The sequence below is a fragment of the Candidatus Poriferisocius sp. genome (genome assembly GCF_965208355.1).
Classification (GTDB): domain Bacteria; phylum Actinomycetota; class Acidimicrobiia; order Acidimicrobiales; family Bin134; genus Poriferisocius.
Genome location: NZ_CBDBOM010000003.1, coordinates 3,127,382 through 3,140,316, shown reverse-complemented (window position 1 = coordinate 3,140,316; position 12,935 = coordinate 3,127,382). Strand labels below are relative to the sequence as shown.

The 12,935-nt window shown below is 65.5% G+C and carries 13 protein-coding genes; 6 read left to right on the top strand and 7 right to left on the bottom strand.

Annotation, left to right across the window (positions count from 1 at the left end; translation table 11 throughout):
- Positions 1–16 precede the first annotated feature (16 nt).
- Genes ACOGXH_RS15875 through ACOGXH_RS15865 form a run of 3 tightly spaced genes read left to right on the top strand, consistent with a single transcriptional unit; the run spans position 17 to position 2,651 of the window.
- Positions 17–1,111 carry an NAD-dependent epimerase/dehydratase family protein gene (locus ACOGXH_RS15875; protein WP_419930060.1) on the top strand — a complete coding sequence of 365 codons (1,095 nt, stop codon included), beginning with the start codon at positions 17–19 and terminating at the stop codon, positions 1,109–1,111.
- A 49-nt stretch (positions 1,112–1,160) separates the two neighbouring features.
- Entirely contained in the window at positions 1,161–1,652 is a 492-nt protein-coding gene (locus tag ACOGXH_RS15870) for a molybdenum cofactor biosynthesis protein MoaE (protein ID WP_419930059.1), read from the top strand.
- A gap of 3 nt (positions 1,653–1,655) precedes the next feature.
- Positions 1,656–2,651 (top strand): rod shape-determining protein, encoded by a 996-nt coding sequence (locus ACOGXH_RS15865; protein ID WP_419930058.1) that lies wholly within the window; start codon positions 1,656–1,658, stop codon positions 2,649–2,651.
- Between the two features lie 26 nt (positions 2,652–2,677).
- Here ACOGXH_RS15865 and ACOGXH_RS15860 read toward each other — a convergent pair whose 3' ends face one another.
- Together ACOGXH_RS15860 and ACOGXH_RS15855 are read right to left on the bottom strand one after the other, a co-directional pair.
- Complete coding sequence (locus ACOGXH_RS15860) at positions 2,678–3,286, bottom strand: HEAT repeat domain-containing protein (RefSeq protein ID WP_419930057.1); 609 nt, start codon at positions 3,284–3,286, stop codon at positions 2,678–2,680.
- A complete protein-coding gene (locus ACOGXH_RS15855; RefSeq protein ID WP_419930056.1) occupies positions 3,283–3,570 on the bottom strand; it encodes a hypothetical protein in 288 nt (95 codons plus the stop codon). Before ACOGXH_RS15855 ends, ACOGXH_RS15860 begins: the two co-directional genes overlap by 4 nt.
- A 45-nt stretch (positions 3,571–3,615) precedes the next feature.
- Between ACOGXH_RS15855 and ACOGXH_RS15850 the strand changes: the two genes are divergently transcribed.
- Genes ACOGXH_RS15850 through ACOGXH_RS15840 form a run of 3 tightly spaced genes read left to right on the top strand, consistent with a single transcriptional unit; the run spans position 3,616 to position 8,806 of the window.
- Entirely contained in the window at positions 3,616–4,698 is a 1,083-nt protein-coding gene (locus tag ACOGXH_RS15850) for a PDZ domain-containing protein (protein ID WP_419930055.1), read from the top strand.
- A 10-nt stretch (positions 4,699–4,708) separates the two neighbouring features.
- Positions 4,709–5,800: a hypothetical protein gene (locus ACOGXH_RS15845; protein ID WP_419930054.1), complete on the top strand. Its 1,092-nt coding sequence runs from the start codon at positions 4,709–4,711 to the stop codon at positions 5,798–5,800.
- Positions 5,801–5,812: 12 nt separating this feature from the next.
- Complete coding sequence (locus ACOGXH_RS15840; protein ID WP_419930053.1) at positions 5,813–8,806, top strand: UPF0182 family protein; 2,994 nt, start codon at positions 5,813–5,815, stop codon at positions 8,804–8,806.
- Between the two features lie 113 nt (positions 8,807–8,919).
- Here ACOGXH_RS15840 and ACOGXH_RS15835 read toward each other — a convergent pair whose 3' ends face one another.
- Genes ACOGXH_RS15835 through ACOGXH_RS15815 form a run of 5 tightly spaced genes read right to left on the bottom strand, consistent with a single transcriptional unit; the run spans position 8,920 to position 12,924 of the window.
- The gene (locus ACOGXH_RS15835; RefSeq protein WP_419930052.1) at positions 8,920–9,390 is read right to left on the bottom strand and encodes a 2,4'-dihydroxyacetophenone dioxygenase family protein; all 471 of its coding nucleotides are present in this window, start codon (positions 9,388–9,390) and stop codon (positions 8,920–8,922) included.
- Positions 9,391–9,431: 41 nt separating this feature from the next.
- Positions 9,432–10,130, bottom strand: a complete 699-nt coding sequence (locus tag ACOGXH_RS15830) for a hypothetical protein (RefSeq protein ID WP_419930051.1) — start codon at positions 10,128–10,130, stop codon at positions 9,432–9,434.
- Positions 10,131–10,172: 42 nt separating this feature from the next.
- Complete coding sequence (locus ACOGXH_RS15825) at positions 10,173–11,153, bottom strand: ABC transporter ATP-binding protein (protein WP_419930050.1); 981 nt, start codon at positions 11,151–11,153, stop codon at positions 10,173–10,175.
- Positions 11,150–12,022 (bottom strand): ABC transporter permease subunit, encoded by an 873-nt coding sequence (locus ACOGXH_RS15820; protein WP_419930049.1) that lies wholly within the window; start codon positions 12,020–12,022, stop codon positions 11,150–11,152. Before ACOGXH_RS15820 ends, ACOGXH_RS15825 begins: the two co-directional genes overlap by 4 nt.
- Positions 12,019–12,924 carry an ATP-binding cassette domain-containing protein gene (locus ACOGXH_RS15815; protein WP_419930048.1) on the bottom strand — a complete coding sequence of 302 codons (906 nt, stop codon included), beginning with the start codon at positions 12,922–12,924 and terminating at the stop codon, positions 12,019–12,021. The genes ACOGXH_RS15820 and ACOGXH_RS15815 overlap by 4 nt, the downstream gene beginning before the upstream one ends.
- Positions 12,925–12,935: the final 11 nt, after the last annotated feature.

Sequence of the window (12,935 nt, the reverse complement as noted above, 5' to 3'; positions counted from 1 at the left end):
CCCGTATCCTCAATGAGTGGCCGAGTCTGCTCTGATTTCTGTGGCGGTGGCTGGTGCGTGCAGTCCGCTTGGTCGCCGAGTGGGCCGCCGTCTGGTGGACCATTGCCGGGTCGACTCGGTGGTCGGCCTCGACCTTCGCCCCGATCCCGGCATCGCCGGGTTGGATTACGTGTCGGGCGACATCGCAGAGCTGGATCTAGAAACCCTGCTGGCTGACGTGGATGTGCTGGTCCATTTGGTGTCGGCGCTGGAGCCGTGGTCGGATGGGGAGTCGGTCAGCACCCGAGATGCCGAGGTAACCCGTCGCCTCTTGGAGGCCGCCGGTGCCGCCGGGGTCGGTCGATTGGTGCTGATGTCCACGGCCATGGTGTATGGCGCCTGGCCCGACAATCCCGTGCCGCTCACCGAGGCTTCGGTGCTGCGCCCGCTTCCCGAGTGCAGCTTTGCCGTCAACAAGGCGGAGCAGGAGCGGTTTGCCGGGCAATGGGCGGAGGAGCATCCCGAAGTGGACCTAGTCACCTTGCGGCCCACGGCCAGTTTGGCCGAAGAGCATGTGGGCTGGGTGTTCCGCTCTCTGCGGTCGGCGGCCAACCTCAACGGGGAAAGCGAGGTGCCCGTTCAGTTCCTCCACATGGACGACTTGGCGGCTGCCGTGGAGTTGTGCGTGGTGGGCGACCTGACGGGGGTGTACAACGTTGCTCCCCAAGGCTGGATCAGCAGCGGTACAGCCCTCGACCTGGCGGGCCGGACCCACCGGTTCAATATGCCCGAGCAGCTCTTGCGCCGTCTGACGACGTGGTGGTGGAAGAAGGGACCCGCTCAGTCCCGCACCGGTGCTCTGTCGCTTGGCAACGGCTCGGCGCCCCCAAGCCCCGGCCTTCTCCGCTATGCCCGATTTCCTTGGGTGGTAGCCAGCGACCGGCTGCGGGCCGCCGGCTGGTCTCCCCAGTTCACCAGCGAACAGGCCTTTGTCTCCGGGCACAAAAGCCCTCCGTGGGGCATGCTGGATTCCCGCCGCCGCCAGCAGATTGCCCTGTTCGGCACGGTGGCGGGGGGTTTGGGCCTTGCATGGGGGGTGCTGGCCTTTGCCCGCCGGCTCATTCGCCGCTGATCGCGGCCGTGTTGGAAACCAACCGGAGGGATGGGTTTACACTCAGTCTGTGAACCCGCCTGAATCCGCTGAGACATGGGTCGGACTCAGCGAAACGCCGCTGCCATTGGACCGGGTTCACGCGTGGGTGGGGCGACCGGATTGCGGCGGCATCGTTGTGTTCAGCGGAACAGCCCGCGACCACTCCCAGGGCCGGCCGGGGGTGACCGTGCTGGAGTACGAGGCCTACGAGGAGCAAGTGATTCCCCGCCTGGAGACATTGATCGACGAGGCTCGGGCCCGGTGGCCCGACATCGGCCGGGTTGCGCTTTTGCATCGGGTGGGCCGCGTAGAGATCGGCGACTCGGCGGTGGTGGCCGCAGTGTCCGCGCCCCATCGGGAGGAGGCCTTTGCCGCCGCCCGATTCTGCATCGATGGTTTGAAGGCCACCGTTCCCATTTGGAAGAAGGAGGCCTGGCAAGGAGGCGAGAGTTGGGGCTTGGAGGCCCAGCACATCTCTGACGCCGCAGCCCTCCACCCATCAGGCGAATCGGTCAGCTGATCCATGGCTCGAGACCTGGCCATCGACCTAGGCACGGCCAACACGCTGGTGTATGCCCGCGGCCAGGGGATCATCTTGAACGAGCCCTCGGTGATCGCGTTGAACCGCAAGTCCAACGAGGTGCTGGCCATGGGGCGGGATGCGTGGCAGATGATCGGCCGAACCCCCGCCCACATCGTGGCCGTGCGCCCGCTACGCAAAGGGGCCATCACCGATTTCGAGGTGACCCAGCGCATGATCCGCCTCCTGCTGATGGACGCAGGTGTCAACCGGTTCAGCCGGCCCAAAGTGGTGATCTGCGTGCCCTCGGCGATCACCGCGGTGGAGCGCCGGGCGGTGGTAGAGGCCGCCCGACGGGCGGGAGCGGCCGAGACCCGGCTCATCGAGCAGCCGCTCGCCGCGGCCATCGGGGCCTCGCTGCCCATTCACGAACCCATCGGCAACATGGTGGTGGACATCGGAGGGGGTACCAGCGAGACGGCGCTGATCTCCATGGGCGGGGTGATCTCCCTCAAGGCCATCCGAGTGGGCTCGTTCGACATCGACGCCGCCATCCAGGCCTATGTGCGGCGGGAGTTCGGCATCGCCATCGGCGAGCGCACCGCCGAGGAGGTGAAGATCACCATCGGCTCAGCGGCCTACGTCCCCGGCGAGTGCAGCGCCGAGGTTCGAGGCCGCAATCTCATGAACGGCCTGCCAGAGACCATCGTCTTGTCTCCCTTTGAGGTGCGCACCGCGATCGCAGAGGTGGTCACCTCCGTGGTCGACGCAGTGGTGGACTGCTTGGTGGAAGCACCGCCGGAGCTGTCTCAAGACGTAATCACCCGCGGTATCCACTTGGTGGGCGGCGGCTCGCTATTGCGGGGCTTGGCCGACCGGCTGTCTCAGGCCGCGGAGGTCCCCGTCAGCCTGGTGGATGCTCCCCTGGAATCGGTGGTGGTGGGGGCAGGGCGTTGCCTGGAGTCCTTCGAAGACGTCCAGGCGATGTTTATGGAGTGATTTGGGTTCATGGAGTGATTTGGGGCCTAATCGGGATTAGCCAGCAACTCGGCGGCGTCCCGTGTCTGCCAATCCCGATCCTGGGAGGCCCGGTGGATAGCCGCTTCCACTTCACGACCGTCAAAGGGAGCTAGGGCCAGCACCGCTCGGCGGCGCACGGCCACCCGGTCGGTGGTCGCCGCCAATATGGCGTGGAGTCCGTCCGGGTGGCCGATGGCCCCCAACGCGGCCACCGCCGCCTCCCGCACCAGGGGGTTCGAATGGCCGGTGGCCAGTTCTGACAATCGGGCCACGGTGTCGATGCCCTCCGGCCCCCGCTCCCCGCAGGCCCAAGCCGCAGTCTCCACCACATCATCGCTGGGGTCGCCCAACAGGGGTGCGGGCGACACCTTCTTGCGTCCAACGGTCAAGGCAGCCGCCCGCATCCTCACCTTCGGCGCCGGATCGAGCAGCGCCTCGTGCAGCTCGTCATCGGCCAGCGCCCCGATCCGGGCGAGCGCTCCCAATGCCGACGCCCGCACACCGGGGTCGACATCCTCCAAGGCTGCCCTTGCTGCGGATTCGTCGCCGGAGTGCCCGGCAATCACCACGTCGCGTCGGCGCAACTCTTGGGGGCCTTCCCCGGGTTCGGTCACACCAGCGTTTCCAAAGCAATCGTGAAACCGATGAAGAAGAGTCCCACCATCATGGTCAGGCCTGCTCCCATCAGCACGACCACAAAAAACAGGCCGACGCCGGCCCGCAACCGCTGCCACCATCGAAATCGGGCCCCTTCGCCGTAGTCGGCTCGGTAGGAGGCCAGCACATCTCGCTCGGCCCGGATCTCACGCCACGCCACCCACCTGCGCTGCCACCGGCTTTTCAGCGTTGCCCAGGTATCGTCGGAGAAGGAAATCCGAATGCGCGACCAGTCGACCACAGAGTTCTCCAGGATAGTTCCACCCACCGAAGATCGGGTGCTGCTATGACCCGCGACTCCGCATCCTTTGCTGAGTTAGTGCCAGAACCGGCGCCGGGTGCTGGGCCGTCGTGGTGGCGGCGCAACGCAGCCTGGCTGGTGCCGGTGGGGGTGGTTCTCCTCTTGCTGTTGATCACCTCGTTGGTGTTCACCTTCTGGCGAACCGATCAAGTGGCGGTGCGCCCCGGTTCGGTGGAAGAAGTGCCGTCGCGAGTAACGGTGTCGGGGGCCGACGTCTACCCGCCCAACAACGAGATTTCCCTGGTCACCGTGCTGGTCAGCCAGCGGCTGACCATCTGGCAGCGGATCGGGGCCGAATTCGAGTCGGGCGTGGACATAGAGCCCGAGCGGGCCTTCACCGGCGACGGCACCCGCAGCGAGCTGCGCCGGCTCAATGAGATGAGAATGGAGACCTCCCAACACACTGCCGTGGTGGTGGCGCTGGAGCACTTGGGCTACGAGATCCCCCGCCACGCCTCGGGGGTCATCGTGTCTGAGACCCTGAGCGGGGCGCCCGCCGCGCAAGTCTTGGAACGAGGCGACGTGATCGTGGGCATCGACGGCGTACCCGTTGGCGATTTGGGGGACTTGGCCGAAGTATTGGCCCTTCGCGAAGCCGGTCAGATGGTGGAGTTGGACGTGGAGCGGGCCGACGACGGCACAGTGAAGTCGGTGGTGCTGGAACTCATCGAATCTTCCGACGAGCCCGGCCGGGCGCTCATCGGCGTTGGAGCGCGGGAGCGAACCGACTTGGGAGAGCTCCCGGTGGAGATAGAAATCGACAGCGGAACGATCGGCGGGCCGTCGGCCGGGTTGGCCCTCACCATCGGCATCATCGACCTTCTGACCCCCGGAGAGCTGACCGGCGGACGTCAGGTGGCGGCCACCGGCACGATCTCGTTTGACGGCTCCGTGGGCGCCATCGGCGAAGTGGACCAGAAGGCCATCGCGGCGGATAGGGCCGGTGTCGACTTGTTCTTGGTCCCTGTCGCCAATCTGGGTGACGCCCTCGACCACGTCAGCGGCGATTTGCGGGTGGTGGGTGTGGGCACTCTCCAAGAGGCTTTGGACGCATTGGCCGGGAACTAAACTCCCATCGATGGCCGAACGCCTCCCCAGCGAGACTCCCTTTGAGCGGTTAGACCCTGGCCAGGTGTCCGCGCAGAGCTTTGCCGTCACCCGCAAGGGGTTCGACAAGGGGCAGGTGCAGGCCTATTTGGTGTCGGTGGGCAACCAGATAAAGGCCGGCCAACAGCAGATCAGAGACCTTCGGGAGCAGGTTGCCCAGGCAGACGAAGAGCCCGAAGTCGAGTCTGAGTTCAGCTCGGAGGGGGTCAAGCTGCTGGACAGCGATGTGGAGGCATCCAGGCGCCAGACCCAGGCTGAGGCCGGCGAGATGGCTACAAGGGCCCGTCGGCTGGCTGAGCAGCTTCAGGCGACGGTGGCGGAGCTGCGATCCCAGCAGGAATTCTCGGGGGCTGAGGAGCTGGCCGATCTGTTGGAGCAGGCGTACGAGCAGGCTCAAGCGGTGGCCGGGCTGCTTCAGGAAGCCCGAGACCAGGCCGAGGCCGAGGTCGAACATGGCCGGGATCAAGGCAGGGAGATCGTGGAGCAGGCCAAGGCTCTCCGGCTCACTGTGCTGAGGGATATGGCCCGCCGCCGCCAAGCGGCCCGAGCCCAGGTCGAGCGGCTTCGTGCCGGGCGCGACAAGCTCATTTCGATTCTGAGCGACGCCCGCTCCTCCATCGACCAGTCCATTGATTCGGCCAAGCTGTCGTTGGCCGAGGCCAAGCTCTTGGCCGATGCCGCGGCCCGCCGGGTGGAGGACGAGGCCCAGCCCACCGACTTGGCCCTGCTCTCAGAGCTGGACGATGCCGAGAATGTGGGAATGATCCCCGAGCCCGACTCCACCTCCGAGTCACCGGCCCAACCAGAGCCCGTCGAGAAAAGGGAGGCGAATGCGGATCCCGATGTCAAAGAAGGTCCCGAAGCCCAAGAAGGCGTGACTCTGCTGCCCTCCACCGACCGCGATCCGGTGGAGGCCGCGGCCGAACACCCCGCACTGGCCAGTGCCGACGACAGCCACGACGTAGACGCCATTTTCGCCCGCCTTCGTTCCCAGAGAGATCAGCCTCAAGAAGATCGCGAAACCGCGCCCGACGCTGCCGAAGCTCCAGTCGGTAAAGACTAGTCTCCATTCGGTATGCGAAATCCCCGAGATGTGTTCAGGCCGCGCCCGCCATCTCGCCCGCGGTTCACGCGCCGGTCCAAGATCATCGCCGGGCTCATCCTGGTGCTGTTGCTGGCCGCCATCTTGTCCTTGCGGGGGACCGCCCGCATGTGGACCGACTACCTGTGGTTCGACTCGCTGGGCCACGGAGATGTCTGGACCGAGATCCTGGTCTACCGGATCATCTTGTCGGTCATATTCATCGTCCTCTTCTTCCTGCTGCTCTACTCCAACCTGGCCATTGCCGACCGCCTGGCCCCCCAAACCCGACCGCCGGGGCCTGAAGAGGAGCTGCTCCGCCACTACCACGATGCCGTAGGCCATCGCCGCCGGTTGGTCAGCGTGGTGTTGGCCGTGCTGTTCGCCCTCATTGTGGGCGGCGGCACCGGCGGGGAGTGGCAGAAGGCCATGCTGTTCTTCAACAGCGTGGACTTCGGCATCGAGGATCCCCAGTTCGGCTACGACATCGGCTTCTACGTCTTCCGCTTGCCGTTCATCCAGTTCCTCATCAGCTGGGTGTTCCGAGCCCTGATCATCGTGACGGTCCTCACCGCCATCGCCCACTACGTGAACGGCGGCATCCGGGTGCAGACCACCGGACAGCGGGTCACTCCCCAGGTGAAGGTCCATCTTTCGGTTCTTTTGGCCCTGATCGCCCTGGTTCGGGCCGTGGGCTATTGGTTCGACCGGTTCGGCCTCAACTTCTCTTCTCGGGGACCGGTGGACGGTGCCTCCTTCACCGATATCAACGCCCAGCTTCCCGCCATCAACCTGTTGCTGTTGATCTCGGTGCTCTCGGCGGTTCTGCTGGTGATCAACATCTGGCAGCGGGGCTGGGTGTTGCCGGTTACCGCCGTGGGTCTGTGGGTGATCGTGGCCATCGTCATGGGCGCGATCTACCCGGCCATCATCCAGCGGTTTAGGGCCGAACCGGAGGAATCCCAGAAAGAGGCCGTCTACATCGAGCGCAATATCGAGGCCACCCGCCACGCGCTGGGCTTCGACAAAAACCCCGGCGACGACAACACGGCCGACAACGTGACCACCATCGCGTTCGACCCCGACACCTCGATTACCGTCGAAGAGCTGTCCGGCAATCCCAGCGTTCGCAACATACGGCTGTTGGACCCCGACATCGTGCCCAACGCCTTCCAGGTGGAGCAGTCGGAGCGCACCTTCTACACCTTCAACAGCGAAGTCGACGTCGACCGCTACGAGATCGACGGCGAGATCACCGAGGTGGTGATCGGCGCCCGCCAGCTCAACGTGGCCGACGTCCCCCAGCAGTCGTGGGAGGGTCGCCACATCCAATACACCCACGGCTATGGCGTGGCGGTGGCGCCGGTCAACTCGGTCACCACCCAGGGGTCTCCCGACTTCACGGTCGGCGACGTTCCGGTGGTCACCAGCCCCGATTTCGAGTTGAGCCGGCCGCAGCTCTACATCGGCGAGAACCTCACCGGCTACGCCATCGTCGGGGCCTCGATTCCCGAGGTGGACTACACCGAGGCCAACGAGACGGTTCCCTTTGTCTACGACGGCGAAGCCGGAGTTGACATCGGCAGCTTCTTCCGCCAATCCGCGTTCGCCCTGCGTTTCGGCGACATAAACCCGCTTATTTCCGGCTTTGTGGACAGCGACTCCAAGATCATCTTCAATCGCGACCTGCGCCTTCGAGTCCAGAACCTGGCCCCGTTCCTGGAGCTGGACGCCGATCCCTATCCGGTGGTTTCCGAGGGCCGGGTGTTCTACATCGTCGACGCCTACACCACCAGCAACCGGTATCCCTACGGCCAGACCCCCGACATAAGCGACTTGCCGTTGGAAAGCGGGCTGCGCAAAGACTTCAACTACGTCCGCAACTCGGTGAAGGTGGTGGTCGACGCCTTCCACGGCACCACCACTTTCTATGTGATCGACCCCGAAGATCCCATCATCCAGGCCTGGCGCAAGATCTTCCCCGGATTGTTCGAGGACTTCGACAAGATGCCCCTCGATCTCAAGAACCACCTGCGCTATCCCGAGGACCTGTTCCGGGTGCAGACCTCCATGTGGGCTCGCTACTTCATCGACGACCCCGAAACCTTCTACGCCAACTCGGTGACCTGGGCCGTGGCCCAGGATCCGGGCACCCGCATCACCGCCCGGACCTTCGTCGATGAGTTGACCGAGGCCATTGCCGCCGAGGAGACGGCCACCGCCGCGGCTACCCGCCAGCTCGAGCGGAGAATCCGGCCGTTCTACCAGCTGCTCCAGCTCCCCGGTGAGGACGACTTGGACTTCGTGATCTTCCGAACGTTCGTGCCCGTGTCCGGGTCGGGCGACGACGAAGACGAGCGCAAGGAGCTGACCGCGTTCATCGCCGCCAAGAGCGATGTCGGCGAAAACGGAGACTTGGGGGAGTACGGGCAGCTTGTGGTGTACACCGTGCCGGGCACCAGCATTCCCGGCCCCAGCATCGTGGACGCCAAGATCCAAGCCGATACCGAGATCGCCGACGCCTTCACCCAGTTGAACCAGCAGGGCTCAACTGTGCTTCAGGGGAATCTGCTGATGATCCCGGTGGGCGACTCGCTGCTGTTCGTGCGCCCGGTGTATGTGCAGGCCACCGGGGAGACCGAGCTTCCCCAGGTGAAGCAGGTGATCGCCGGCGTCGGCAACGACGACGACTTCATACTCCGCATTCGCCCGACGCTCAACGAAGCACTGGCCGCCCTGACCGATCCCAACGGTCTCTCGGTGCTTCCCACCCAGCCGACGGCACCCGAACCCGACGCTGGTGAACCCGCGCCCACCGCGGTGCCAACGCCATCCGATGAGGCGCCCATCGACGACGACACCCGTCGGGCTTTGAGCGAGCTCATCTCCGAGCTGCGGGCCACCCAAGAGTCCATTGACGAGGATCGCCAAACCCTCGACGGCCTCATTGAGGAACTGGAGTCGCTGCTGGACTCCTCTGGCGGCTAGTCGAGCAGGATGTTGTCGGGGCCCGCGAAAACCAGCTAGTCGAGCAGGACGTTGTCGGGGCCCGCGAAAACCAGCTAGTCGAGCAGGACGTTGTCGGGGCCCGCGAAAACCAGCTAGTCGAGCAGGACGTTGTCGGGGCGGGGCGTGCCCTGTTCTTCCAGCAAGAAGTAGTAGCCCATCAACACGGTCTGGCCGTCGGTGATGCTCTCGATGTTGCCTTCGGCGTCCATGTTCAGGTTGGCGCCCCAGATGGCGAAGAACACCTCGGTGGTCTCGGTGTTGTCGTCGGGGGTGTACAGGGTGTGGATCGAGCCGGCCGGCTCATAGAGAAACGACCCGGCCCGGTTCAGGAAGTCGCTCTCCTTGTACCCCCAGGCCCCGGCGCTGGTGTAGGCGAACACCTGGCCGGTGTGCTTGTGGGTTTGCACCGAGTAGCCCGGCGGGAACTGGTTCTTGATAACCCACAGCCCCTCGCTCTCCTTTATCTGGAGCACCTTGAGGCCGATGCCGTCTGGTCCGTAGGCCCAGGGGAGATCGTCTTCTCCGATGTGCTGGGCGGTGGGGGCAACCATCATGTCAAGCATGGGGGAATCTTACGCCCCTGCCCCGCAAACGGCCCTAGCGTCTAGTCGATCTCGGTGCGGGTGAGCCGCCAGGAGGTGTAGATCAGCCCGGCGAAGCCTATGGCCAGCGGCACGATATAGGACGCCAGCGTGGACCGGTCGGCCAGCCGCATGCTCACGTCGGTGGCGTCAGACAGGATGCTCATCGGGTAGCTGCGCACCGAGAGGCGGGCGAACCAGTCGCCCAGTCGGGACATCAGTAGCTCCCAGATGGCGATATAGCCCAAGCCGATCAGCAGCGACCGTTTAAATCGCAGCCCGAGTGCCAGGAAAAGCCCCGAGTAGGCGAACACCGCCAGGGCAGTGGCCACCGCGGTGGCCACCAGCAAGTCGCCCACTCCGGTGATGGCCGCGGCCACGGTCATTACCGCCACCACGATGGGCCCCACCACGCTGAGCACGGCGGCGAAGGCCGCGGTGGCAACGCTGTGGCGGGGAACAGGCCGCAGCCACACGTACACCAAGGTGCGGTCTTCCACCAGGTTGCCCAGCGCCGCCGAGCCCAGCGCCAAGGCGATGAACGGGGCGAAGACATTGGTTCCGAAAGTTCCCATGCTCCGGGTGGCCACTTCTACCGGGTCGTCGGCGGCCCGGGCCACGAAGGCCAACAGGATGGCCACCCCGCTCAGCCCGGCCAAGGCCAGCAACCGGCCGGTGCTGATCTGGCTGCGAATCACCACTCGGTAGATGTGGGAGTTCACTGTATTTTCCGATGCGTTGTCACTGGGTCTCCCAATGCCTCATCACTGGCCCACCAGGTATCGGAAGACGCTCTCCAAGTCGTCGTCGAGCGGGCGCAATTCCAGCAGCGAGGCATTCTGGTCGCGGGCGGCCGGGGCCACGGCCCGACGGAACGCCGTTGGATCCGAAGTGTCGACCACCACCAAGTTGTTGGCTTCCAGACGGCATCCGGAGATCACGCCGCGGTCCAACAGCGCGATGGCCAGCGCCCGGGGCTCATCGGTGCGGATGCTGATGCGCAGCGGCCGGTCGTCCATAAGGTTGCGGATCTCGCGGAAGTCGCCTTCGGCGGCCAGCCGCCCCTGGGCCATCACCAACACCCGAGAGCCAAACCGCTCCACCTCGTCAAGCACGTGGCTCGACACGATCACGCACTTGCCCTCTGATCCCAGCCGGTGGAAGAGCTGGATCATCTCCCTCCGCTGTCGGGGGTCGAGGCCGGTGAGGGGCTCGTCCAAGGCGATCACCAGGGGATCGTGGACGATGGCCTGGGCCAGCTTGATGCGCTGGCGCATGCCCTTGGAGTATGTGGACAGCTTCCGGGGATCGTCGGGGTCGAGCTCCACCGTCTGGATGGCCTGTCGGGCGGCCTCGATGGGATTGCCGACGTGGTGCAGTTGGGCGGCCAGCTCCACAAACTCTCGACCGCTCAGGTAGTCGAGCAGCGACTCCTGCTGAGGAGCCATGCCGATACGGCCCAGAACGGCAACGTCGGCGCGGGGGTTCTGGCCCAACACGGTCACCGCTCCGTTGGAGGGCTTGGCTAGGCCGCACATCATCCGCAGCATGGTGGATTTCCCCGCGCCGTTGGGGCCCAGCAGGGCGGTAACCCCGGCGCCGATGGAAAAGCTCACGTCGGACACAGCCACCAAGTCTCCGAACCACTTGGACACGCTGGTGGCCTGCACCATGGGCGGAGGCGCGGCTTGTTTGGAACTGCTAGCACCCGGCGGTGGCGGAAGGCCGGCTTGGACCTGGCTCATCCGTTGACCTCGATCCGCTGATAGCGCCAGCGAGCGAACGCTCCGAAGGCAACGATGAGCCCGATGAGGGTCAGGTATATAGCCCAGGTGTCAACGTCGCCGATGGGCGGTCCTTCGTTGTTGGACTCGCCGAAGATGCGGTAGACGGTCTCCAAGGGCAAGGCGACCAAATTGAGCAGGGCATACGAGTCGCCGATTTCCGCGCCTTCGGAGAGCCCGTCGCCTACCGCCGAGCTGGCCAAAAGACCGACAAAAATGCCCACGCTTGCCAGAGCACGCCGGCTGGTGAGGCTGGACAGCGCCAGCGACAGTGCAGTCCAGAATGCAGCCAGCGCAACTCCCGACGCCAAGATTCGACCGAGATCGGTCAGCCAGCCGGTAACGCCGTCGGGTCCCGCGTCAGCCAGGGTGTAGGCGATCAGCATCAACAGCGGTGGCCCCAAGGTCATCGTGCCCAAGACAGCCGCAACGGCGGCAAACTTGGCCATCAGGTAGGTGTCCCGATTCAGCGGTGAGGCCAGATACAGCCCCAGCATGCCGCTCCGGCGATCGGTGCACACGGCCTCCGGGGCCACGAACGCGGTGAAAAGGAAGAGGGCGCCGGTGATGGTTCCGTAATAGTCAGCGGTGGAATCCAGCCCCAGTTCGTCGCCTCGGGGCAAAAAGGCCGCGATTCCGATGAACACGATGGCGGGTATGAACGCGATCAGCAGGGCGAGTGCGGGGAGAACCTTCTGCCAGTTGGACCGCTTCAGCCCCAGCACCCGCTGCACGGTGTGGTAGCTCAGGTTCATCATGGCCCGCCGGGTTCCGTGCCGGGGCCCGTCGTAGGCCAAGTAGCCGCGGTCGTGGATACGGGCCTCGGTCATTGGGAGGCCTCGATGAAGACGTCTTCCAGCGTGGTGCGCCGGGGCTCCAGTCGGCGCAGCCCCAGCCCCAGATCGGCCACCAGATCTCGAATCAGGTCGGCCGCGGCATCGACACCGGTCACCGTGAGGGTGTGCCCTTCCACGGCTGCCTCCGCACCCCGAGCCGCTAGTGCTGTGGCCAGCGGTTGGGGATCGGAGTCCAGTTCTATCCGTATCCCCGCGGTGGCCGACCCCAGGTCGTGCAGGGCACCGCTGTGGCCCACCACGCCGTTGGCCAGAATGACCACCGAGTCGCACACCCGCTCCACTTCCTCCAACAGGTGCGACGACAGCAGGATGTCGATGCCGAATTCGCTGCCCACCCGGCGGATGAGGGCCAGCATGTCGTCGCGCTGCACCGGGTCGAGGCCGTCGGTGGGCTCGTCGAGCAGCAGCAGGTCGGGGTCGTGGGCCAGGGCCTGGGCCATCTTCACCCGCTGGCGCTGGCCGGTTGACATGGTCCCGACGGGGCGGAACCGCTCCTCGCCCAAGCCCACCTGCCACAGGGCGTCGCTGGCCCGCTCGGTGGCCGCCCGTCGGGGCAGGCCGTGGAGTTGGGCTATGTGGCGCACCAGGTCGGAGGCCTGCACGTCGCCGGGCAGGTCATGGTGCTCGGGGGCATAGCCCAGCCGGGCTCGCAGCTCAGGCCCGCTCTGGTCGGGGTCCACCCCCAGCACGTTGAGGGTGCCGCCCTGGCGGGGGCGCAGCCCCAACACCAGCCCCATGAAAGTGCTCTTGCCTGCACCGTTGGGCCCCAGAAGCCCGGTGATGCCCCTCCCTATGTCGCAGTCCAGCCCCTGGAGAACGTGGTTCGAGCCGTAGCTCTTCTGCACCCCGCGGGCGGAGATAACGACGTCGGACACTGGGCGAAACC